Source organism: Caldifermentibacillus hisashii (assembly GCF_039654145.1).
GTDB classification, from domain to species: domain Bacteria; phylum Bacillota; class Bacilli; order Bacillales; family Caldibacillaceae; genus Caldifermentibacillus; species Caldifermentibacillus hisashii.
This window is the reverse complement of sequence record NZ_CP155467.1, coordinates 1,900,875-1,923,227: the sequence shown is the minus strand read 5'-3', so window position 1 is coordinate 1,923,227 and position 22,353 is coordinate 1,900,875. Positions and strand designations below refer to the sequence as shown.

Below are 22,353 nucleotides of genomic sequence, written 5' to 3'. Positions count from 1 at the left end.
CATCCCCACTGAAGATTAATTGAACCAATCGGACCTTTCATCCCCCACCTATCCCTTTGTAAATTCGAAAATCTTGAGGTGGGGTCTTGACTCGCCGTTAAGGTAGGATTACTGATTTCTCAAAATACCCCCAAACTGGTTTTATCAATTTGGGGGTTATCTCTTTTTAAATACTTGAATAAATTGGATAATTGCTTTTCGTTCTTCCAAACTCAATGAAGTTAACAGTTTTGTTAAAGAGGAATTCGATAAATCATCGTAAATGGAAGAATTTTCCCTTACGCTCATAATTTCATTAATATTATTATTATCTTCCAATAGAAAACAAAAATCCGCTAACGAAATTTGTAAAGCAACACAAAATTGATAAAGCAAAGTTAATGGGATCGGTTGTGCACCTGTTTCTATTCTGGATAATTTCGGTTGGGAAATATTTAGTTTCTCAGCTAATTGTTTTGTCGTGTATCCTTTCTCTTTTCGGATTTTCCTGATTAATTCGCCAATTTGTTGATCATTTATCACGATTTACCACTCCCAACAATTTTTTCGATGGTCTTCCCTGTTTTCTATTTGTCATTTTTATGTATGGAAAGGCAATTTCTCTATGTATAGACGTGATACTTACTATTATCAAAAATTACTTATAATTTTCTTATTTACAAATGGTGTATAATGTTTTATTCTATATATAGATAATAATTTAAAATGTATTCAATATATGAATAAAGGTGGAATTCATATGCACTCTCCTACCTTCGATCATCATTTTAACCAAATTGCACTGGAAAGAATTGAGTATATTCGCATGCAGTTTCATAATAAAGCATGCTCAAAATCCCGTGACAAATGGGAAGAATACATAAATCAAATCGAACACTATCTTCCTGAAGAAAAAAAATACTTAGCTGCACAAATGAGAGACGTTATTTTTCAAACGAGCGATGAATATGATTTAAAAATGTTTAAACAAGGTTTTGCTGATGGTTGTTTATTTTTCAGCAGTATATTGAATAGACAAACTCCCGAATAATAAATGGAAATATATAACATTATAACATGGTTACCAAAATAAATAGGAAAAAAGTCGACAAAAGTCGGCTTTTTTTCATGATAGGTACAAAAAATCCGTAAAAAAACTGACCGAACATCAATTTAATGACTATTAAATGCTTTATTCTTTGTGTATAATCATAAAAGAATCCATTTGGTTTTTTAAAGGGGTAATTTATAATGAACACCGTGATTTTATTTGTTTTAGCATATTTGATTGGCTCGATTCCTTCAGGGTTAATTATCGGGAAAGTTTTTTATAATACTGATATTCGTGACCATGGAAGCGGGAATTTGGGAGCAACGAACACTTTTCGTACACTGGGAGTGAAAGCCGGAATTGTTGTTATGGTAGCGGATATATTAAAAGGAACTTTGGCTACCGGACTGGCTGATATATTTTCCTACTTTCAAATATCGTTAGAATGGTCAATTTCCCCTTTAATTATCGGTGCAGTCGCTGCGTTTGGTCATATGTTTCCTATATTCGCTAATTTTCGAGGGGGAAAAGCGGTAGCAACCTCAGGCGGTGTAATTTTGTATTATGAGCCAGTGCTTTTTATCATTCTAATTCTTATCTTTATAATTACATTGTATTTATCAAAATATGTTTCTTTATCTTCAATGGTCGCAGGCGTTGTTGCCATTATTTATTCGTTATTTACAAGAGATATCCCGTTAATTGTTATCGTATTCTTATTAAGCGGATTTATTTTTTATCGTCACCGAGCTAACATCAAGCGGATCAAAGACAAAACCGAGCCGAAAGTAAAATGGTTGTAAAAAAGCCGGTCAAAGCAAGAGCCGGCTTTTTACAAAAATACTAGTAAACAACCTCTAGAGAATTTCTGCCGTCTAGCTTCAGTCGATATACGGACGCTACTTACGCTTTTTCATTAATTATTTACCTCTACTGCATCCGTTTTTTCCCAGTAGTAATCGGCAAAAACTTCCGCAAATACATCGATCGTATTAAACATTTCTTCCAATGTATTTTCCGGTCCGCCAACTTCGATTAAAATAGCATTTGGCGAAAGATCCTGATTATATACGCCGTTACCTTGGCTTTTATCTTTACTGAAAACGTTTCGAGTTAAACCCGGGTATTTTTCTCTCAGCTTTTGATTTAATTCAAGGGCAATTTTTTCGTTTTGTTCAAAATTCGGATGAGCCTTCCCAACAATAAAATATAGTTTTGCGTATTTTTTTCCATTGATTTCAGTCGTTGTTGTTTCCCGTTTCGCACTGTCACGATGAACATCAATTAAATACGTAAAATCATTATTTTGAGCTAATGCTTGTTGGACAACTTCCCGAGATGCATCGTATGATTTCGGGTATTTCCAACCTTTTGCAGCCAATAATTCCGGGATATCCGTTTTATCAGTGACAGATCCAATGCCTTTTTCCATTAATTTTTTCCCTAATCGTTCCCCGACCATGGTAATATTCACTTCTTTATGCTGTGCATCGGAAGCGTTACTAGCGTCTTTCAAGTGGGGAAGAAATGATTCTCTACTATGAGAATGATAAATAAATACGGTATTTTTTTCTGGCTTTTTGACAGGAGGTGTTGCTTCATCACCACCCAGATTATCCAAGCTTCCTTCAACAATTTCACGGTCTTTTAAAACTTCTTCAATCGGTGGAGATGATTCAATGGGTAAATTGGTAAAATCGGTACCTTCTCCTGCTACTAAAATATCGGATGTCATGGCAAATAATCCCGGCACCTCATCAAATATCAAACTTCGGACATCTTTTATATTAATATTTGTTGTAATTTTGATCGCATTTGTAAAAAGAGAATGATCTTCATTTGTTAACATTTTCGAATAATAATGGTTCTCTGAAGCTATCATTCTTAAAAAAATCTCTGATTCTGTTTTATCATCTTGAATTTCCTGTAAAAAAAAACTTGAAAAGAATAAATTTGATTGACTAGTAACAACAGTAGATATTACTGATATAAGAGAAAATAGAAAGAAGAGGAATTTTAATATTTGCTTCATTTTAAGACCACCTATTAAATTTCATTGTTTACTAATAGATATGAAATATGGCATTATTTTAGAAGAGGAATTTTTTTTACAAGATTACAGGTAATCTTGACTTCCTGGATGGACTTCATATAAAATGGTAATCGTTTCAATGGTTGAGGATGATTGTATCTAAACACTTTATAATTATCCTTTTATGAAAATAAAATGAATGATAATGGAAATGAAAAATAAGGGGTTTAACCTATGATAGAAATGTTGACAGAAACGTATCAAGATCTTTTTATTTATTCATCTTATGTATTTGTCTTACTGTATTTATTAGTTTTTATTTATAAACAATGGTCGCAAATTCACACTTCCCAATATCCATTAAAAAATATTGATACATTTCTAGTTATTGGGGATCCCAATCTAACTAATCAGGCTATTAATCGATTGGATATTTTTTTACTATGGTTGCCAAAAACCATTCGAAGGAAAGAAAGTAGTAGTGCAGATGAACCTGACGGATTATTCTTCCTTCAATACTAAAAACAGACTAGAGAAACTAAGAGGAGGAATAATATTGAAAAAAGGAAAATCGTTTTTTCTATCTATTTCGTTACTGCTGACCGTTATTTTATTGTCCGGATGTGCAGCAGCTGAAACGGAAGGTGCCGCATTTCATGACTATCTCGTCAGACCATTTATTATTTCTATTAAGGCATTAGGAGAATTTTTCGGAAATAGTTATGGAATTGCTATCATTGTCATTACCATTATCTTAAGGACGGTTCTTCTCCCATTTGCTTTAAACACAGCGAAGAAACAAAAAGAAATGCGCGAGAAAATGGAAGTTATGAAACCGGAAATGGAAGCAATCCAAGCACGGTTAAAAGCTGCAAAAACAAAGGAAGAACAGGTCAAAATTCAACAAGAAATGATGACGTTATATCAAAAACATAATTTCAATCCGTTGAATATGGGTTGTCTTCCAATTTTATTGCAAATTCCAGTTTGGACCGGGCTCTACTATGCCATCCGACTATCTCCAGAGATTTCAGATCATTCGTTTTTATGGTTCAATCTAGGAGAAGCCGATTGGGGGATGGCGATCTTAGCAGGTATTGCCTATTTTCTCCAATTTAAAGTTTCCATGGCAACAACGCCGATAAATATTACACCTGGACAAAACGAACAACAAGCACAACAACAACAGCAAATGATGAAGATGATGGGCATCATGTCTCCGGCGATGATTTTAATTGCCTCACTATCAACAGCATCAGCTTTGGCTGTTTACTGGACGGTCAGTGGTATCTTCTTAATTGGCCAAACGTATTTAACACGAAAATTATACCCGGTTACACCACAGCCAACCCAAGCAGTATCAGGGACAGATAGAAAGCCAAATCAATCCCCTAACAAAAAGAAGAAAAAGAAAAGAAAATAAAAGGATTTTATTGATTACAAAGTTAAAGACCAAGAATGTGAAAAGCATTCTTGGTCTTTCCTATTTATATTTCGGTTTTACACAATAATTTTAGAGCCTTTGCCAAAATGCTGTATCTCCTGAAGCAGTAGGCAGTCAGACAATTAAAGATCGTGGATTTATTCCACTATAGAAAAAGGTATTTGCACGAATATTATGACAAGTATAAAAGAAAAAATGGTGAGTTTTAATTTCAGTGGATAAATTCGCTTATTATCAATATCTGAATTTTTCCATTTCAGTCGGTTTTAGACGAGTTTTAATAGATTAGGCTACTCATTCCCCTGGTAAATATTGTAAAATGGAAAAACATAATTATTTTTGAAAAAAAAGTGCCATGAAAGTCACTCCTTTGGTAAGATATAAGTACTACCCAATATCCAGTATCCAAGGAGTGATTTCATGACTACTTCTATTCTAACACAAACCAGAGATTTATCAATACAACAAAATTTGATTCCCCACAATTGGCAAGACTATGCCGATATACCCTTTGTCATTCCGGCCATGTGTTTTCCATGGGAGATTTTTAAACCGGTTGAACGAGATTACTACACCTTTTTATATTTGCACCTAAAAAAGGAAAGAGCACATGATCATTTTAATGAAATACAACCAGCACTATTTTCAATACCGGAGGAAGAAGATAAGTCTACGTCTTCCTTATTTCATTCCTCTCCTGCCGGGAGAAAACCGCATCCTTTCATGCCCTTTTTTCGTGCTTTTGAACTGGCCTCTTTACAATATATTGAAGTGATGGTTGAAAGTGTCTATTTACAAGTGAAATCAAACCCGCTATTTGCCGCCATGTGTGGATTTACGGAGAAAATTCCGAGCTACCGTTCCTTTGCTCGCTTTGATCAAATCATGACAACAAATGATCTTTGGGAAAAAGCCCGGCTATTGGTGGTTGAATATAATAAAAGGGAAGGCGTGGTTGAAACTTTTGAGAAAGCAGTCGCCGTGGATACATCACATATAGAGGCAGAAGCAACGTTGAATAAAACAAGGAAGACGTGTTCTTGCAAAGGTGATTGCGATTGCCCCAGAATCCTTACAGATGATAACGCAGGGGTGATGCGTAAAAGCAATGCAGTCTCCTATATTGCGCATAAATTATCAATGGTATGCGGGGTGAAATCCGGCTTGCCTTTGACGCGGGAAGTATTCAAAGGAAATACACCTGATGGGAAAACATTAGAAACGACATTGGAGACGTTTAAGGCGGAGCACCCCGAGATGGCTGAGCAGTTGGACTTTATCTTGGCAGATGGAATCTACCAAACGCCGGAAAATCAAAAAGTGACAAAGGACGTATTACAGGCGAAATTGGTGGCACCCATCAACCCACGGAACCGTAAAGATAAACCAACTTCCGCCCGGGGAATTGAAAAAATCAATCGGTACGGCACCCCCATCTGTATCAGTGAACATAAAATGGACCTTAGAGGATCTGATCGGGAAAAGGGGCAATATATTTACACTTGTCCTGTATTTCATCCAAATGCTAGGCAAGAAGGACTCACCTGCCCGCTGTCGAATCACGTGGAATGTTGTAATGGGGCAGCACAAGGAAGAGTATTTCGGCTGGACTTTGATCAAGCGCCTCAAGTAGACGTCGAGTTGCCCCAACATGGGCGGAAATTTAAAGTGTTATATAGTGCCAGAACGATCATCGAACGAATCTTTGGCATTCTAAAAGACGGATATAGTCTCCGTCGTGTTCACAAGCGTGGAAAACAGGCAGTTGAAGCGCATGTGGATCGTTGCATGATATCTATGCATATCATGGCAAATATGGCGTATCATCAGACAGGAAAGGCCAATTGTGGATGGACACGCCATCGACTGAATTAAGTTATTCACAGGTGGATATGTGAATAAGTCAAATGCAGCGTCTCCTTTCCACAAAGGGCAGTGAAAAAAACCCATTTTGTGAAGGCAGGATACGTATGCCCTTTTTTGGAGAAAAATAGCCATTTTATTTTTATTAAATTTAAAAATCTGGAAGAAAAGGCAAAAAACGAGATAATTAATTTTCCAGAGCCTCGCTCAAGGGTATATTTTTTATTTTGGCAGAGGCTCTTAATGATGATCATGATGATCGGTTTCTTCAGTAGTTGTTAATTCACTTGGATCAACATCACCGATGATGATTTGTTGTTTTGGCATCACATGCATCCGTCTTGCAGTTACATGAACTTGAATATTGTAAACACCGGATGAATCAAAGTTTGTTTCTAATTGATAATTTCCTTTCTCCTGTTTTGTGAAATCAAGCATTTGACTTTCATCTTTACTACCGTTTTTCCAAATTTCAAATACGACTTCATCTGCGTCATCAACCTCTTCATTGCCTTGGATAACGTGTGCTTTGATTAAAACCTTTTCCCCTACTTCAGCTTTTTCCGGGACTTGTAAATCAACTTCCACTAATTCGGGTATTTCTTCTTCATTTGTTGTTTTATTCGCTGAAGCATTACAAGCCGTTAAAAATAAAGAAAATAGAATAAGAATAATAGTTAAATTGTTTAATTTCACCTTCATCCCCTTGCCCCTTTCGTTATCAACCCATTCCCAATCATTGTAATAAAAATGAACTGGTATTTTCAAATGTTTTCAGCAACCATTCATTTATTTAAACATTATGAAGCTCCAAGATTTGCCATTAACAATCTAATAATTATTAAAAAATCGGGAAGATTCCCATAACCCTTCTTGCTTCAAAATTTGTTTTTCAACATCTCCCAACAGATCAAAATGGGAGTATCCTTCTTTTCGATGATGAATCCATTCCTTTTTTAAACCGTATTGCTCTCCCCACCGGATCAATTTATTTATATCTTTGCATCCAACTTTTGTAACAGTTTTGGCCTTAGGAAATCGCTCATCATACCAATAATGCGTTAAAAATGCAATTTCCCCTTGATCAATCCTTTTTTTCCATTCATTTACATGCTGGCGGGTAATACCGAAAGCCATCCATATCCCCCCTATTTCTTTCTTTTCGCTTTTTCATAGGCGGCATGCCAATCAGAATGGGTTTTTCTGATGGATACCGGTCTGAAACTATCTTTTTTTACACAAACATGGGAAGAAGTTGCTGTTACAGCTAAATCCCCTGATTCTTTCCAAATTTCATAACCGTAGACTGTTTTTAATCCATTGTAATCTTCAATCCAAGTTTTTACTTGAACCGTTTCTCCATATTTGCAAGGTTTTTTATAGGAAACTTGGATATCAAGGACTGGTGCAAGTATTCCATCTTTTTCAAGATCTGCATATTTAAAGCCCAACTCTTCAATTAAAGCTGTTCTGCCAATTTCCATCCAAACTAAATAATTTGCATGGTAAACAACGCCCATTTGGTCTGTTTCGGCATATCGTACTGGTATTTTTATTGTAGAAATATACATACTTACTCTCCCTTTAGTAAAATTTGAAAGGCAGCATTAATATCTTCTTTTGTGAGTCTATTAACACATGCTAAATCCAAAGTATGGTCTGTTTTCATTAACCGTAGTGATTGTTGTTGAATTGCCTCATGAATCAAATTTTCGGCAAAACGACCATTCCCTTTTGGTTTCTTTATCGATAATTCATGTTGCAATAATTGAACAGCATCTTTGTCCAGCTCGTAAGCATAACTTTTTGCAAAAAGCTTCATAATGGCAATTAATTCTTCTGCCGAGTAATCTTCAAAATGGAAAAACTTTTTAAAGCGAGATTTTAAACCGGGATTACTTTCCAATAATTGCTCCATCTCATTTGGGTAACCGGCCAAAATGATGACAAGATTTTCCCCGTGTTTTGTCATTTCATCAACAATCGTATCAACAACTTCTTTACCGTAATCTTGATTATTTTCCCGAAATAAAGAATAAGCTTCATCGATAAAAAGGACACCGCCAAGTGCCTGTTGAATTTTCTTCTTTGTTTTTAAAGCAGATTGGCCAACATAGCCCGCTATTAAATCCGCCCTTCCTACAACAACAAGATGTCCGCGTTTCAACATGCCACATTCCTTCAATAATTCTGCATAAATTTTGGCAACCGTTGTTTTTCCTGTACCGGGATTTCCGGTAAAAACCGAGTGAAGCTGAATCGGTACAGAAGGATAATTATGTTCTCTTCTCAGTGTCTGCATTTTGACAAAAGAAATATATGTTTGCACCGCATCTTTTACTTCTTTTAATCCAACGAGTTTATTCAGTTTTTCCATTGGCGATAAAGAATCTTGCTCATTTTTGGCTGGTTTTTTGAAATCATTTTCATCAAGAACAGTGTAAAAAAATATTTCCGGTTGAGTTGATTGTTTTTGAAACCCTTTTTGAAAAATTGCCTGCATAATTAAATTATGTACTGCCCGTGCATTTCCAAACGTTTGATCTACTTGTTCTTGTTCAATTAAATAAGCTAAAGATTTTTTAGCCTTTGTTGTTAAAAGAAAATCATTGCTTCTGGCAATTTTTTGACCAATTTCCAGCAATTCTTCCAAGCTGTAATCGGGCAGTTCGATGATATTTGATTGCGGAAAACGACTCCGCAACCCCGTATTCGCATCTAAAAATTGGCGCATTTCTTCGGGATAACCTGCTAAAATAACCGAAAACTTTCCGCCATATTCCTTACTGGTCATTAAGGAAACAAGCGTATCGATTGCGGTTTGACCGTAATCATTTCCGGATTGCCCGGTCCGTTTTAAGCTATATGCTTCATCGATAAATAAAACACCACCCAATGCTTTTTCAACAATCATTCGTACATTTTCTTCCGTTTGGCCAACGAATGAACCGACAAGTTGGGATCGGTTTGTTTCAATCACCTCTTCACTTGGCAAAACGCCCAATTCATGGTAAATTTTTGCCAGTAAACGAGCAATCGTTGTCTTTCCGGTACCCGGATTTCCTAGTAAAATCATGTTTAGGCTTGGTTCATCTTTCGTCTGCAATCCGTACTCTTTTCGTGCCTTTTGAAATTTTAAGTAACGATAAAAGTTTTCAATTCTTCTTTTTACATCTGTTAACCCGATCATTTCGTTTAACTGTTGCAGTGCTGTTGTTTCTTGGTCCTCGGCTGGATCCACAAAATAATTTATCCACCTGTTTTTCAATTCAGTAATTGTTGTTACGGTTTCCTGGATTTGTTCAACTTGATTGACGTTATAAAAGGTCCGTCCGGATAATTCATCAAAGTCATTTAACCGTTTTTGGAGTTGAACAATTTCTTCAATAATTTTTTCAAGTACCTCGATAAGATCATCATACGTTTTTTTCATTTGTTCATTGTCTTTAAACAATAAAAGTTCATGCTGGAGCTGCTGTAATTCTTCATCGGCAAGCAATAAAAATGATTCACATACTTGTCTGTATTTTAATAATGTCGATTGCCGTTGGGAGCGATTATCAGATTCCCTTAGCGGCGGGAATACAAGTGAGTTAGTCAGTTGCCTTTTTTCCTGCAAACGATATGTACTTAAAGATGAAAGGGCCGGTTTATTTTTCGGATCGATTTTCAAAGCATGCTCCAGCCAACGTTTAATAAATTGTTGATTCATGCCTGTATTTAACAATTGATTTGTAAAGGACACAATCAGATCAGCTAAATATTTAGGTTGTTCAGATTTCAGTTGATCATAATTAGAAATGAGATAGTCAAGCATTTCTTGTTCACTATAGGTTTTCTTTATTTGCTCAGCTTTACTGCTATTCATTTTATTCATAATATAAATCACTTTCTAATGCTATTTTCACTTATTATACTTTTGAAAAGGTTTCCAATGCAAATTAAGACAATGAAAACAAAACGGGAGATCGTAAAGACCTCCCTATAGTACCTAGTTACTCGTGTTGCGAATGGTATTCATCTTTAATTTCATCCCGCATAGCCGCAATGCTTTCTCGCCGACGTTCATTTTTGTTACGAATTTGTTGCTGTTGTTCCTCACTAGCTGTTTTCATAGATTGTTCAGCCTCATGAATATTTTCAATTGTATTTTGTACCATATTTTGCAGTTTTTCTACATTATCAGACCGATCATCCGGTTTCGGAGTATGATTCATTCGATTTAGCCCTCCTTGATGTAATAAAGGTTCTATCTTATTTTTAACAGTTATCGGAAAACTATACGAATACAATAAAATTGAATAAGTAATTGGGCGTTACTCCCCTTTTGTTTGAATTACTTGAGCATGCTGACCGGATTGATCTTGCATTTTCTTCCCTTTGTTTCCTCCGTATTTCCTTGGCTGCATTCCAATATGGTCCGGTTGATATGCTTTAGCGTTCCTTTTTGGATTACTCATCTTATCCCTCCTCTTTTATCCCGCCTTAACGGGCAATAAGCTCCCCATCTCAAGATTTTCGAGTTTAGAAAGAAGTTAAATGGGGACGGGCTGCCCGCATGCGTCCGATTGGTTCAACTAACCATCCGTGTGAGATACGTCACACTTTATTTATCTTGTATCTAATACAACCGGTTATGTAAAGAAAAAAATGTAAGCAATGTCGACGCTTACATTTTTCCAAAATTTATTCTGCCTTTTTTATTTGTTTTTCCTCAATTTTTCTTTCAATTTTTTCCATAATTTCCTGATCCTTTAAAATTTGTGATTTATTTTGTTTAACAAGTTCGGAAAATGAGCGATTTCTACTTTTTCCCAATTTTCTCACACTCCTTTATATTCATAATATCACATATTATTGACAAAAGCTCGCTAAATTATGACAAAAATTTGACATTTTTTGTTGATTTAGAAAAAAATTAAAAAAACCTGCCCTTCTATAAAGGACAGGTTAAAGATAATATGAATTAGTTTTTCGCAACTGCTTTTTTCTGTAGTTTTTCACGTAATACCATTTGCAAAATACCGCCGTGGCGATAGTAATCAATTTCAACTTCCGAGTCGAAACGAACAAGCGCTTCAAATTCAATAACATCGCCATTTTCTTTTTTCGCAGTTACTTTTACGTAATCACGTGGTTTGACATGTTCATCAATATGAACATCAATGATTTCATTTCCAGTTAAACCAAGTGTATCCGCACTTTCACCTTGTTTAAATTGTAATGGTAAAACACCCATCAATACAAGGTTGGAGCGGTGAATCCGTTCAAAGCTTTGGGCAATAACAGTTTTAATTCCAAGTAAATTCGTACCTTTCGCCGCCCAGTCACGTGATGATCCCATACCGTAATCATTACCGGCAAGAACAACAAGTCCAACACCTTTTTCTTTATATTTCATGCAAGCATCATAAATTGACATAACTTCACCGGTCGGCCAGTAAGTTGTATAGCCGCCTTCTGTTCCCGGTGCAATTTGGTTACGGATCCTGATATTTGCAAAAGTTCCGCGCATCATTACTTCATGGTTACCGCGACGAGAACCATAAGAGTTGAAATCACGTGGTTCAACACCTTTTTCTCTTAAATATTTTCCGGCTGGTGTATTCATTCCGATTGATCCTGCCGGAGAAATATGGTCAGTTGTGACAGAATCGCCAAATTTACCAACTACTCTCATACCGGTTAATGGTTTTACTTCATCAGGTTCCGGTTTCAAGTTTTCAAAGAATGGCGGGTTTTGAATATATGTTGAATCTGAATCCCAATTGTATAACGGATCATCACTCGTTTCAATGGCATTCCACCGTTCATTATCATCGAAAACATGTTCATATTGTTTGCGGAATAATTCCGGTGTAACTGTACGTTTTACATAATCGTTTACTTCATCCGTTGTCGGCCAAATGTCTTTCAAGAAAACATCATTTCCGTCTTTATCTTTACCAATTGGATCGTTTTGAAGATCGATATCCACTGATCCGGCCAAAGCATAGGCAACAACAAGAGGCGGTGAAGCTAAATAGTTAGCCTTAACTAGTGGATGAATTCGTCCTTCAAAGTTACGGTTACCGGATAAAACGGATGTAACTAAAAGGTCTGCATCACTTACAGCTTTTTCAATTTCAGGTAAAAGCGGACCAGAGTTACCAATACATGTTGTACAACCATAACCGACAAGATTGAAACCGATTTGTTCTAAATAAGGTAATAAGCCGGAATCTCTTAAATAACCGGTAACAACTTTTGAACCTGGTGCCAAAGACGTTTTAACATATTTCGGTGGCTGTAAACCTTTTTCAACAGCTTTTTTCGCAACAAGTCCGGCACCTAGCATAACATACGGGTTCGATGTATTTGTACAGCTTGTAATTGCTGCGATGGCAACAGCACCGGTTTTCATTTTTACATTGGACCCATCGGCGAAAGTAACTGTTGTTTCTTTATCTAATTCTTCAGGTTTTAAGCCGAAGCCTTGGTTACCGGCAGGTGCACTAATTGCTGTATGAAATGCTTCTTTCATTTTTGACAATGGAATTAAATCTTGCGGACGTTTTGGCCCGGAAAGATTTGCTTCAATTGTTGATAAATCAAGCTCAATAACATTAGTATAAACCGGTTCTTCATTTTCCGGTGTAAAGAATAGATCATTATTTTGTAAATAAGTTTTTACTAATTCAATATGTTCCTCACTGCGTCCGGTGAGCCGTAAGTATGACAAAGATTCTTCATCAACCGGGAAGAAACCGCAAGTAGCCCCGTATTCAGGTGCCATATTGGCAATGGTTGCCCGATCAGCAAGCGGCAATGTTGATACACCCGGTCCAAAGAACTCGACAAACTTCCCAACAACCCCTTTTTGCCGTAAAATTTGCGTTACTTTTAATGCTAAATCTGTTGCTGTTGCGCCGTTTGGCAATTGATTTGTCAATTTAACACCAATGACTTCCGGGATAGGGAAATAAGACGGTTGTCCGAGCATCCCTGCTTCCGCTTCAATACCGCCGACACCCCAACCAAGTACACCAATACCGTTAATCATTGTCGTATGAGAATCAGTACCTACTAACGTATCAGGGAATGCGATATATTCTCCATCGCCTTCTTCCACAGCATGAACAACATTGGCCAAATATTCCAAATTCACTTGGTGAACAATACCTGTGGCCGGTGGTACAGCCCGGTAATTATCAAATGCTTTTTGTGCCCAGCTCAGGAACTGATAACGTTCTGCATTACGCTTAAATTCGAGTTCCATATTTAAACGCAATGCATCATTTGTTCCGTACTTATCAACTTGTACTGAATGGTCAATAACTAGATCAACCGGTATTTCCGGATTGATTTGATCTGGATCACCACCAAGATCTGCCATTGCCTTTCTGAGCGAAGCAAGATCAACTACAGCAGGAACTCCGGTAAAGTCTTGTAAGATTACTCGTGAAGGTTTGAACGGTACTTCGGCATCCTTCACTTCATCAGAACCCCATTTTGCCAAATGGTCAACGTGTTCCTTTGTAATGACACGTCCATCTACTTGTCGAAGGACTGATTCAAGTAATACCCGGATCGAATAAGGTAGACGGGAAATTTTTGCTACCCCTGCATCTTCAATTGATTTCAGACGATAATAATGATATCGTTTTCCGTTTAGTTGAAAGGATTTCTTTGCATCGTATAGTGCTTTGTTTGACAAAATAACTCCCCCCTTAAAGCAAATAGTAGAAAAGTTAGACATTCGAAGTCCAATATAACTTTCCTTTTAGTCTATATTAATATAATTTATAAGATAAGTAAATTATGACTATATTATTGTTATACATAATTTTTTCTTATCATTTTACTGAAATAACCATCAGTAAAAATGAAAACTATTATGTTACGATAATTACCTGCCAACCAGAAAAAATTGCAAAGTGGCTGGAGCCGGACAAAAACCTTCCTATAGTCAATTTACTATTATTTTTTATAAAGTAAAAAAAAGCAATCAAATAATTGATTGCTTTTTACCTTGATGGGGCATGCAGGGCTCGAACCTGCGACCCGCTGATTAAGAGTCAGCTGCTCTTCCAACTGAGCTAATACCCCGTTCTGTTGACAAAGAATATTCTACTGCTTTTAAGAAGACTTGTCAACAGTAAATGTGAAAAAAACTCAAAAAGGACTATCCCAATGGAATAGTCGCAAAAAGCTTATTCTAGATTTTGTTTCATTGTATCAATCTCTGCTTGGTAATTCTCCAGTTGTTTTCTTTGCGTTTCACTAGCTACTTCATGTGCGTTTTCAAGTTGTTGTTCCGTTTCATCAATTTCCTGCTTCAAACGTTTCAGATAATGCCCGTATTCCGATGAAGAAGGATCAAGTTGTTGATAAATATCTCTAGCTTGTTCCATTCCTTGCTCCGCCGCTTGAAATGCCTGTTGTTTATTTTTATGGTAAGGCATAACATCACCCCTTTTTTATCGTGCTCATTAGGAAAAATTTTATTCGATTATCTTTCATTCTTTATGAACATGCTATACTCGAAAGGTCCCCTAAAATTGTAAGGAGGGAAAACAATGAATAAAAATGATGGTTCAGACGTAAGGAAAAATGCCAGAAAAGGTGATGGTAATGGAACACAGCCTGAACCGTTAAGTGGGTCAAAAAAGGTAAAAAACCAAAATCATTCAAGAAAAAATAATAATCCGGGGCATGGGATGTAATTTGATGTAGTCTTCAACATCAAATATATAAAATTCAAATAATTTAACGAATTTTTTATGTCACTAAATAATAAGTGATACGTAAAATAGAGGTAATACGATATATTTTTATATAGCTCAAATTTGGGGGGACCTAAAATGAATGGGAAAGATGAAAACGCCCCATTTGATTCCAAATTAATTGAAAACTGGTTTGAACAGTTTTTTCTTGATCCACTTACAACATACTTGGATAAAACAGTATTTCGTATTGACTTATTCGAAACTGAAAATGAATTTATTGTTGAGGCACTTTTACCGTCTTGTCAAAAGGAAAATATCCATGTTGCCGTTAACGGACAAGAACTTTCCATAAAAGTAAAGGATCACAAGAAAAATCATCCTCATTCCCACAATTATAAAATACGAACGGTTACGTTTCCCATGTCGATTGATGAACTCAAGATAGATACACGGTTTGAACATGATATACTTGAAATAAAATTATACAAAAAAGATAAATAATAAAAATATGAGGCATCACGGCAGGTTTGCCTTGATGTCATTTTTTTAGTGACTGGAAATTCTCACCAATTTGGAGTAAAATTGTCAAAAATAGCAAAAATCATATGGAGGAATTTTAAATGGCACAATCATTCCAACAATATTTAGAAACTCATCAAAGCGAAAACTTGGAGCAATTAAAAGAATTTTTAAAAATCCCCAGCATCAGTGCCTTATCTGAACATAAAGGAGATGTCCTTAAAGCAGCAGAATGGCTCCGTGATGAACTGACAAGAATTGGTCTCGAACATGTTCAAGTGCTGGAGACAAAAGGTAATCCTGTTGTATATGGAGATTGGCTTCATGCCGAAAATAAACCGACCGTGCTTATTTATGGTCATTATGATGTCCAACCGGTTGACCCGTTAAACTTATGGGAAACACCTCCATTTGACCCGGAAGTCCGTGACGGAAAAATATATGCCCGTGGTGCCAGCGATGATAAAGGACAAGTATTTATGCATATTAAAGCACTTGAGGCGCTATTTCAAACGGACGGAAAACTTCCTGTTAATGTAAAAATCATTTTCGAAGGTGAAGAAGAAATTGGCAGCCCGAACTTACCGATTTTCTTACAAAGCCATAAAGAAATGCTGCAAGCGGATGTGTTGGTCATTTCTGATACGGATATGCTTGATAAAGGTAAACCGTCGATTTGTTATGGTCTACGGGGCTTAACCGGTTTGCAAATTGATGTCAAAGGGGCTAATAGTGATCTTCATTCCGGCAGTTTCGGCGGCGGTGTGCAAAATCCTGCTCATGCCCTTGTTGAAATTCTCGCTTCTTTTCATGACAGTGAAGGTCGAATTTTAGTAGAGGGATTTTACGATAAAGTTGAGGAAATTACTGAAGAAGAAAAGAAAGCAATTGCTCAAGTCCCTTCTGATGATGAAAAGATCCGTCAAGAACTTGGTGTACCGGAACTATTTGGCGAACCCGGTTATAGCTTCTATGAACGAACTTCTTATCGTCCAACCTTGGAAATTAACGGCATGTATAGCGGCTTTCAAGGTGAGGGCATTAAAACGGTATTACCTAATACGGCAACTGCAAAAATTACTTGCCGACTCGTTCCAAATCAAGATCCTGCAGAAATTTTTCAATTATTAGTAAAACATATTGAAAATCATAAACCTAAAGGCGTTACCGTTCAAATCACTCCATTTGACCAAGGTTCACCTTTCTTAACACCATTTGATCACCCGGCTATCCAATCTGCCGGACGTGCTTGTGAAAAAGTTTACGGGACAAAAGTGGCTTACACAAGAAGTGGTGGCTCGATTCCGATTGTTGCCGATTTTAATGAAACATTAAATATACCGGTTGTTTTGCTTGGATTTGCCTTGGCCAGTGAAAACTTTCATGCACCAAATGAACATTTTCATTTAGAAAACTTTTATAAAGGGATGGAGACACTGTGCCATTATTGGTATGATCTGGCGGAATCCTTATAAGAAACGTTTGACTTTTATTAATTCGGTTAGGTTTCGAGTATTAGGGAAGTTCCAAGTTTCTGGAGCATCCCTAATACTTAATTTGCTTACTCCTTTTCCAGATAACGGATATAATCATTTAGTAAGTCGATTACATATTCTGCCTCTTCTTCCTTAAATGAGAAGAAATTTGTTTCTTGTACTTCATTCTCATCTTCCTCAAAAATCACACTTCGATAGAGCAAGCCGTCCCCATTCTCGGTATTGACACCTAATTTTAAAAGAATAGTAAAATGGTCACCTCCGTTCCAGTTTTGTTCAATTTCTAAATGTTTATCATTTGAAATCCACTGAATATTTTCTTCAATAACATCAATCTCGCTATAAGGGAATTCGTCTTCCAATTCTTCATTTTCTTCACTGCTTTCCACTTGCTCGTTTTCGTCATCTTCCTCAACATGATCCAAAAAGTCAAAAAATGCATCATAGATAAAGTCAATGATCTCTTCCAACTCAGTAAAAAGAATTTTTGAATTTAATTCAAAATCCTCATTCCAATAGTAAGAATAAAGTTCTTGATTTACCGGATCGAAGTAAATAGTGCAAAATTCAAAAATTTTTGTATCTATCTCTGTATAAAAAGATAGTGACGGGTGTTTTTTCGTCGTATTCACGGTTAACCGGATTTCGTAGTCATCAAATTTTGCACTCACTTCAGGTAAGCTTATACTGATTGCTTGTTCAATTCGAGACAACCATTCTAAGTTACTCAAATAAAATCCCTCCTTGTTTTCTGTACCATTCCTATGAATCCCCATTTTCAACTTTTTTATGTAAAACAGTTCCCATTTTTTAACTTTTTTGAATGGATAAAATAAAACAGGGGCTGCTCCTAATTGGATAGCCCCCTTCCTTATTTGCTTTATTGGTTTCGACTTACTGTTAAAACTCGTGGAGATGCTGACAAAAGGAACACCATAACAAACGAACAGAACAAAAATGAACCCAACCAAGCAGAGCCATTTACGATTAAAGAATATACCCAAGCCGGCTGTCCTTCAGGTGCGTAACTTCCCCAAAAAACGATTCCGGCAATGTAATGCCATATATATCTAGCAACACTACCGATAAACATAGCGAGAACAGCAAAACCTAAACCGGCCAATTTTTGTCCTTCACGAAATTTCCTTTGTATTACATTCATAAATAAGCCGGCAAATCCGACACAAGCAAATGCAACAAAATATTCAACAAGAAATTGGAACCAGTGAAGAAAAGTAACATCTCCTGTTACTACTTGCAGCAGTCCCCAAAGCAACCCGGATACTACACCATATCGGAATCCCCAACGGAAAGAAACGATAAATACCGGTACCATAGCAAATGACATACTAATCCATGGTCCCAATTGAATTGATGGCAACAAATCAATGATCAGTGCCAATGCCGCCATAATGGCAGACTCAATTAATGGTTGTAATTGTTTTGAACGCATAAAAAAACCTCCTATGTTTTTTTATCAAACGTTCCATAGGAAGCTAAGAAAAGTAGAAAATAAATCCTACCTCTCTTCCACAATCCCTACGCTAGTATTAACTAGACAGGTTCAAAGGGTCTGAATAGCTCTCTTTACGATTGCTATTCACTCTCAGCAACAGCTCCCCCTGTGGAAACGTTGATTTAATTGTCAAAAATATTATAGTACAAATCTTGGAAAATGGAAAGTTTTTAAAAACAAACATATTCAAAAAGGGAACTTTATTCTTTGGTGGGAATCAATATCCTCACTGATTATTTGACCGAACCAATCGGACGTTTTATAGGTTTCCTCGCGCCCGTTTGACTGAAATCTTAATAGGAGTACTAATTCCCATAAAAAACGGGAAGGATTCGTACTACTCCCTCCCGTTTCCCTATCTTTAGCTTGAGGTCGTTTCCACCGTTACAGTTTGTTTATTTCCATCTCGGTAAAAATCGATTTTAACGGAATCACCCGGTGTTACTTTGCTATATAAATATTTTCTTAATTCGGTAACATTTTTTATTTCATTGCCTTCAATACCAACAATGACATCATTTACTTTCAAACCTGCTTTAGCAGCCGGTGAGCCCGGTTCAACAGCGGCAACGACGATACCGTTTTCCAAGTTTCCAAACATACTCTGACGATAAAATTGAACAATATTCGATACATCATACATTTGAATACCTAAATATGGCCGTTTAATTTCACCGTTATTAATCAACTCTTCAGCAATTGGAATTACATCATTACTCGGAATCGCAAATCCTAAACCTTCCACACCGTCCTCAGCAATTTTTAAACTATTAATTCCGATAACTTCCCCATTTGCATTAATCAAAGCGCCACCACTATTGCCGGGATTAATGGCTGCATCCGTTTGAATAGCTGTGATTTCCCATTCCCCTGCAGATGTATTAACTGATATCGAACGTTCGGTAGCACTGACTATCCCTTGAGTTACCGTTCTTGAAAACTCTTCACCAAGCGGATTTCCAATCGCAATCACCTCATCACCGGTACGCAATTGGCTGGAATCTCCAAAACTAGCTACTTCATTAACATATTTTCCGTCAATTTTCAGAACCGCTAAATCGGTCAATGCATCTGCACCAACGACTTCAGCTTTTACTTTTTCACCGCTATATAATGATACTTGAATCTCGTTTGCCCCTTCGATGACATGATTATTTGTAATAATGTAACCATATTTATCATCCTTCTTAAAAATGACGCCCGAACCCGATCCGGTTTGAACACTTTCTGATTGCAAGTTAAACTGACTTTGCATTTTTTGAAGATTAATAACACCAACAATGGTCGGTGACAGTTCCTCAACGATATCGGCAATGGTTGCTTGATCTGCTTTTGTAAACGTACTCGTATACACCGCGTCTTTTGAAACCGGTTGAACTACTTTCGCGTCGGATGTCGTATCTCCATCATCATTCCCAATTGCCGGAAATCCAAAATAAGAAACAAGACCAACTGTTAATACAGAACTTATGATACCAACTAATAAATTTGATCCGATTGTTTTGACAATGGATTTCCTTTTCTTCTTATTTCTATCCTCATTCAAATGATTGTTCGGGTCACTACTTGTATTTGTTGAAGAATGACGAACAGTCTCTTGGGAATTTGCATGTTCCTCGTTTGTTTGTAAATCATTCCCATCCGATTGATTTGTCGTTTTATTCATCGCATTTTGATCGTTATCAATTGGTTTGTCGAAAGATTCATCATGATTATTGTTTGTGAAATCTTCCATGTTTATTAACCTCCCCTCTCTTTTTTCTACAATTATTTTAGACAAAAATTATGAATAAATTATGAATAGAAGTAGAAAAAAAATGAAAAATGTACAGGAATTTATAAAAAAACACTTACCAATAATGATGAAGTATCATCCCAATAAATTCTCAAAAATAATCTATAGAACCTAAAAGATTCATGTTATTATGATTATAAACTTACTTAGGTAGATCGTATACTTGTTTTCGTAAAAAATTATGTAAAAGTTGGGTGATTTATTTTGGAATCGACACTTTGTCCACAGGTAGAAAAAGCTTTTGAGATCATTGGAAAACGGTGGTCGGGGTCGAAATAGGTCTTGAAGTATTGATATTACAAGGTTTCGTTTGAGTAACGTGTAAAATTTGTGTAAAAGAATATATGGGTGTAAAATTTAATACTTATCAAAAGAAAGTAAGCGTAAAATAGTCCACACCTATTTTTAGATGAGGACTAATGTTATGATTTATTTAGATTTATTTGGAACGCGACATTCTTCTGGAATAGTTGTTGACCAAGGCAGAAGTTGATCCAACTTCGTTTGGTCTGTTGTATCCATATTGGGAAGCATTTCAAACAGATAGCGAAGATATCTAAATGGATCTAATCCATTTTCCTTCGCTGTCTCTACAACGCTATAAATGATTGCGCTGGATTTTGCTCCTTTAGCTGTGTTACTAAATAGCCAATTTTTGCGGCCGATAACGAAAGGCTTGATAGACCTTTCTCCTCGATTATTATCGATCTCTAAACGGCCGTCCTCTAAAAATGCTACTAAACGATCCCACTGGTTACGACAATATTTTATAGCCTGACCAAGTGCACTCTTAGGAAGAACTCGTGGTGTTTGTTCACGAAGCCATGCTGAAAAAGCATCCAGAATGGGCTGGCTGCGTTCTAAACGTTTTTTATAGCGTTCTTCAGGAGTTTTGTCCTTGAGATCGCGCTCAATTTCAAAAAGTTGATTACAATAGGCTAAACCTTCCTTTGCTTTCACAGCGGAAGTTTCCGCAGATTTAGGAAGTGCTTGTAAGGCCTCTGTAAATTTGCGGCGCGCATGCGCCCAACAACCTACTAACGTTACATTAGAAAGGCCGTTATAACCTGCGTAGCCATCCACATGCAGATACCCTTGGTAATCAGCTAAAAATCGATGCGGGTGTTTGCTCGCACGAGTTTGCTGGTAATCGTACAGAATAATTGGTGAACTTTCCCTCCCTGTACGATATAACCACATGTAAGATTTTGATTCTGCAGGACGATCAGGTTCGGAAAGAACCTGTAATGTTGTCTCATCGGCATGCAGAATATCATGTTGTAAAAGATGCCTATACATCGCATCGTAAATCAACTGAAGCCAAGCATTGGCGCCATGCATCATCCAGTTAGCCAATGTTTGACGCGAAATAAAAACTCCTAGGCGCTCTAGTTGCTTTTCTTGGCGATATAGAGGTATGCTTTCAACATATTTTTGTACCATCGTATAAGCAATTGCTGATGGAGATGCCAAGCTACCCGGGAAAACAGGTGTTGGCATTGACGCTGTTTTGATTGGTGTTTCGATTTCATTGCGTTCGCAATGACGGCAACTGTATACGTGGCGAACGTGTTCCACGACTTTTACTTGCGCAGGAATAACCTTTAATTCTTTTCGCACTTCCGTGCTCATTTCATGGAGTGAACCACCGCAACACGAACAGACCTGCTCCTCTTCAGATAAACGATACTCAACCGTCTCTACAGGCAGGTTTTCAAGCTTTTGCTGGCGCTCTCCACGCTGTTTCTTGCGTTTATATGTAATCATTTCAACGGTTGGTTCTTCTACAGTTGAATCAGCCGTATCCTCAGCTTCATTGAAAAGAGATAGTTGGTCAGGATTGGTTTTCTCACTAGAAGAACCAAATCTCCTTGTAACTGCTAAACTAGAATCAACAGTTTTCCACAAATAAGAATGAACCAAAAACACCAAATAAGATTAAACAGTTTC

22 protein-coding genes, 1 tRNA gene, 1 pseudogene and 1 riboswitch are annotated in these 22,353 nt (G+C 36.7%); of the genes and pseudogenes, 8 read left to right on the top strand and 16 right to left on the bottom strand.

The features are described 5' to 3' along the window. Nucleotides 1-156: 156 nt before the first annotated feature. The gene (locus NSQ14_RS09020) at nt 157-522 is read right to left on the bottom strand and encodes a helix-turn-helix domain-containing protein (RefSeq protein ID WP_041845139.1); all 366 of its coding nucleotides are present in this window, start codon (nt 520-522) and stop codon (nt 157-159) included. Nucleotides 523-739: 217 nt separating this feature from the next. On the opposite strand from NSQ14_RS09020, the gene NSQ14_RS09015 reads away from it, so the two are divergent. Beyond that, on the top strand, nt 740-1,030 hold the full coding sequence (locus tag NSQ14_RS09015) for a hypothetical protein (protein WP_034770074.1): 291 nt from the start codon (nt 740-742) through the stop codon (nt 1,028-1,030). 200 nt (nt 1,031-1,230) lie between these two features. Next, nucleotides 1,231-1,833: a glycerol-3-phosphate 1-O-acyltransferase PlsY gene (plsY, locus tag NSQ14_RS09010; protein WP_041845138.1), complete on the top strand. Its 603-nt coding sequence runs from the start codon at nt 1,231-1,233 to the stop codon at nt 1,831-1,833. 113 nt (nt 1,834-1,946) lie between these two features. Here the strand turns inward: plsY and spoIIP are convergent, their stop codons facing one another. Then, nucleotides 1,947-3,062, bottom strand: a complete 1,116-nt coding sequence (gene spoIIP / locus NSQ14_RS09005; protein WP_041845137.1) for a stage II sporulation protein P — start codon at nt 3,060-3,062, stop codon at nt 1,947-1,949. Between the two features lie 234 nt (nt 3,063-3,296). Between spoIIP and NSQ14_RS09000 the strand changes: the two genes are divergently transcribed. The 3 genes from NSQ14_RS09000 to NSQ14_RS08990 all read left to right on the top strand — a co-directional run bounded on the left by NSQ14_RS09000 (nt 3,297) and on the right by NSQ14_RS08990 (nt 6,381). Further along, on the top strand, nt 3,297-3,584 hold the full coding sequence (locus NSQ14_RS09000) for a hypothetical protein (protein ID WP_041845136.1): 288 nt from the start codon (nt 3,297-3,299) through the stop codon (nt 3,582-3,584). A 34-nt stretch (nt 3,585-3,618) separates the two neighbouring features. Continuing rightward, nucleotides 3,619-4,485, top strand: coding sequence for a membrane protein insertase YidC (gene yidC / locus NSQ14_RS08995; protein ID WP_041845135.1), 867 nt, complete (start codon nt 3,619-3,621; stop codon nt 4,483-4,485). Between the two features lie 441 nt (nt 4,486-4,926). Next, nucleotides 4,927-6,381 carry a transposase gene (locus tag NSQ14_RS08990; protein ID WP_041845943.1) on the top strand — a complete coding sequence of 485 codons (1,455 nt, stop codon included), beginning with the start codon at nt 4,927-4,929 and terminating at the stop codon, nt 6,379-6,381. 228 nt (nt 6,382-6,609) lie between these two features. Here NSQ14_RS08990 and NSQ14_RS08985 read toward each other — a convergent pair whose 3' ends face one another. The 10 genes from NSQ14_RS08985 to NSQ14_RS08940 all read right to left on the bottom strand — a co-directional run bounded on the left by NSQ14_RS08985 (nt 6,610) and on the right by NSQ14_RS08940 (nt 14,813). Next, on the bottom strand, nt 6,610-7,071 hold the full coding sequence (locus tag NSQ14_RS08985; RefSeq protein ID WP_041845134.1) for a FixH family protein: 462 nt from the start codon (nt 7,069-7,071) through the stop codon (nt 6,610-6,612). A 129-nt stretch (nt 7,072-7,200) separates the two neighbouring features. Further along, a complete protein-coding gene (locus tag NSQ14_RS08980; protein WP_041901930.1) occupies nt 7,201-7,506 on the bottom strand; it encodes a hypothetical protein in 306 nt (101 codons plus the stop codon). Nucleotides 7,507-7,517: 11 nt separating this feature from the next. Then, nucleotides 7,518-7,940 (bottom strand): acyl-CoA thioesterase, encoded by a 423-nt coding sequence (locus NSQ14_RS08975; protein WP_041845132.1) that lies wholly within the window; start codon nt 7,938-7,940, stop codon nt 7,518-7,520. 2 nt (nt 7,941-7,942) lie between these two features. Continuing rightward, on the bottom strand, nt 7,943-10,246 hold the full coding sequence (locus NSQ14_RS08970; RefSeq protein WP_041845131.1) for an AAA family ATPase: 2,304 nt from the start codon (nt 10,244-10,246) through the stop codon (nt 7,943-7,945). Nucleotides 10,247-10,364: 118 nt separating this feature from the next. Next, entirely contained in the window at nt 10,365-10,586 is a 222-nt protein-coding gene (gene tlp / locus NSQ14_RS08965; protein WP_034770057.1) for a small acid-soluble spore protein Tlp, read from the bottom strand. Between the two features lie 99 nt (nt 10,587-10,685). Next, nucleotides 10,686-10,829, bottom strand: a complete 144-nt coding sequence (locus tag NSQ14_RS08960; RefSeq protein WP_041845130.1) for an acid-soluble spore protein N — start codon at nt 10,827-10,829, stop codon at nt 10,686-10,688. Nucleotides 10,830-11,055: 226 nt separating this feature from the next. Next, nucleotides 11,056-11,187, bottom strand: coding sequence for an FbpB family small basic protein (locus NSQ14_RS08955; protein ID WP_043988134.1), 132 nt, complete (start codon nt 11,185-11,187; stop codon nt 11,056-11,058). A 148-nt stretch (nt 11,188-11,335) separates the two neighbouring features. Further along, nucleotides 11,336-14,065 carry an aconitate hydratase AcnA gene (acnA, locus tag NSQ14_RS08950; RefSeq protein WP_041845129.1) on the bottom strand — a complete coding sequence of 910 codons (2,730 nt, stop codon included), beginning with the start codon at nt 14,063-14,065 and terminating at the stop codon, nt 11,336-11,338. Between the two features lie 319 nt (nt 14,066-14,384). Then, nucleotides 14,385-14,457 (bottom strand) — tRNA-Lys (locus tag NSQ14_RS08945). Nucleotides 14,458-14,561: 104 nt separating this feature from the next. Further along, nucleotides 14,562-14,813 carry a hypothetical protein gene (locus tag NSQ14_RS08940; protein ID WP_041845128.1) on the bottom strand — a complete coding sequence of 84 codons (252 nt, stop codon included), beginning with the start codon at nt 14,811-14,813 and terminating at the stop codon, nt 14,562-14,564. A 114-nt stretch (nt 14,814-14,927) separates the two neighbouring features. Here NSQ14_RS08940 and NSQ14_RS08935 point away from each other — a divergent pair, with 114 nt between their 5' ends. From NSQ14_RS08935 to NSQ14_RS08925, 3 genes are all read left to right on the top strand, one after another. Continuing rightward, nucleotides 14,928-15,074 (top strand): small acid-soluble spore protein P, encoded by a 147-nt coding sequence (locus NSQ14_RS08935; RefSeq protein WP_072012675.1) that lies wholly within the window; start codon nt 14,928-14,930, stop codon nt 15,072-15,074. 138 nt (nt 15,075-15,212) lie between these two features. After that, nucleotides 15,213-15,578, top strand: a complete 366-nt coding sequence (locus NSQ14_RS08930; protein WP_041845127.1) for an Hsp20/alpha crystallin family protein — start codon at nt 15,213-15,215, stop codon at nt 15,576-15,578. Between the two features lie 119 nt (nt 15,579-15,697). Further along, nucleotides 15,698-17,071, top strand: coding sequence for a dipeptidase (locus tag NSQ14_RS08925; protein WP_034770045.1), 1,374 nt, complete (start codon nt 15,698-15,700; stop codon nt 17,069-17,071). An 86-nt stretch (nt 17,072-17,157) separates the two neighbouring features. Here NSQ14_RS08925 and NSQ14_RS08920 read toward each other — a convergent pair whose 3' ends face one another. The 4 genes and pseudogenes from NSQ14_RS08920 to tnpC form a co-directional block, all read right to left on the bottom strand. Further along, nucleotides 17,158-17,823 carry a hypothetical protein gene (locus NSQ14_RS08920; protein ID WP_342020153.1) on the bottom strand — a complete coding sequence of 222 codons (666 nt, stop codon included), beginning with the start codon at nt 17,821-17,823 and terminating at the stop codon, nt 17,158-17,160. A gap of 149 nt (nt 17,824-17,972) precedes the next feature. Further along, nucleotides 17,973-18,545: an energy-coupled thiamine transporter ThiT gene (gene thiT, locus NSQ14_RS08915; RefSeq protein WP_346217088.1), complete on the bottom strand. Its 573-nt coding sequence runs from the start codon at nt 18,543-18,545 to the stop codon at nt 17,973-17,975. 65 nt (nt 18,546-18,610) lie between these two features. Continuing rightward, nucleotides 18,611-18,725, bottom strand: a riboswitch (TPP riboswitch). 244 nt (nt 18,726-18,969) lie between these two features. Beyond that, on the bottom strand, nt 18,970-20,343 hold the full coding sequence (locus NSQ14_RS08910; protein WP_346217087.1) for a S1C family serine protease: 1,374 nt from the start codon (nt 20,341-20,343) through the stop codon (nt 18,970-18,972). 489 nt (nt 20,344-20,832) lie between these two features. Next, nucleotides 20,833-22,308 (bottom strand): annotated as a pseudogene (tnpC, locus tag NSQ14_RS08905) (IS66 family transposase); the annotation flags it as partial. Between the last annotated feature and the right edge of the window lie 45 nt (nt 22,309-22,353).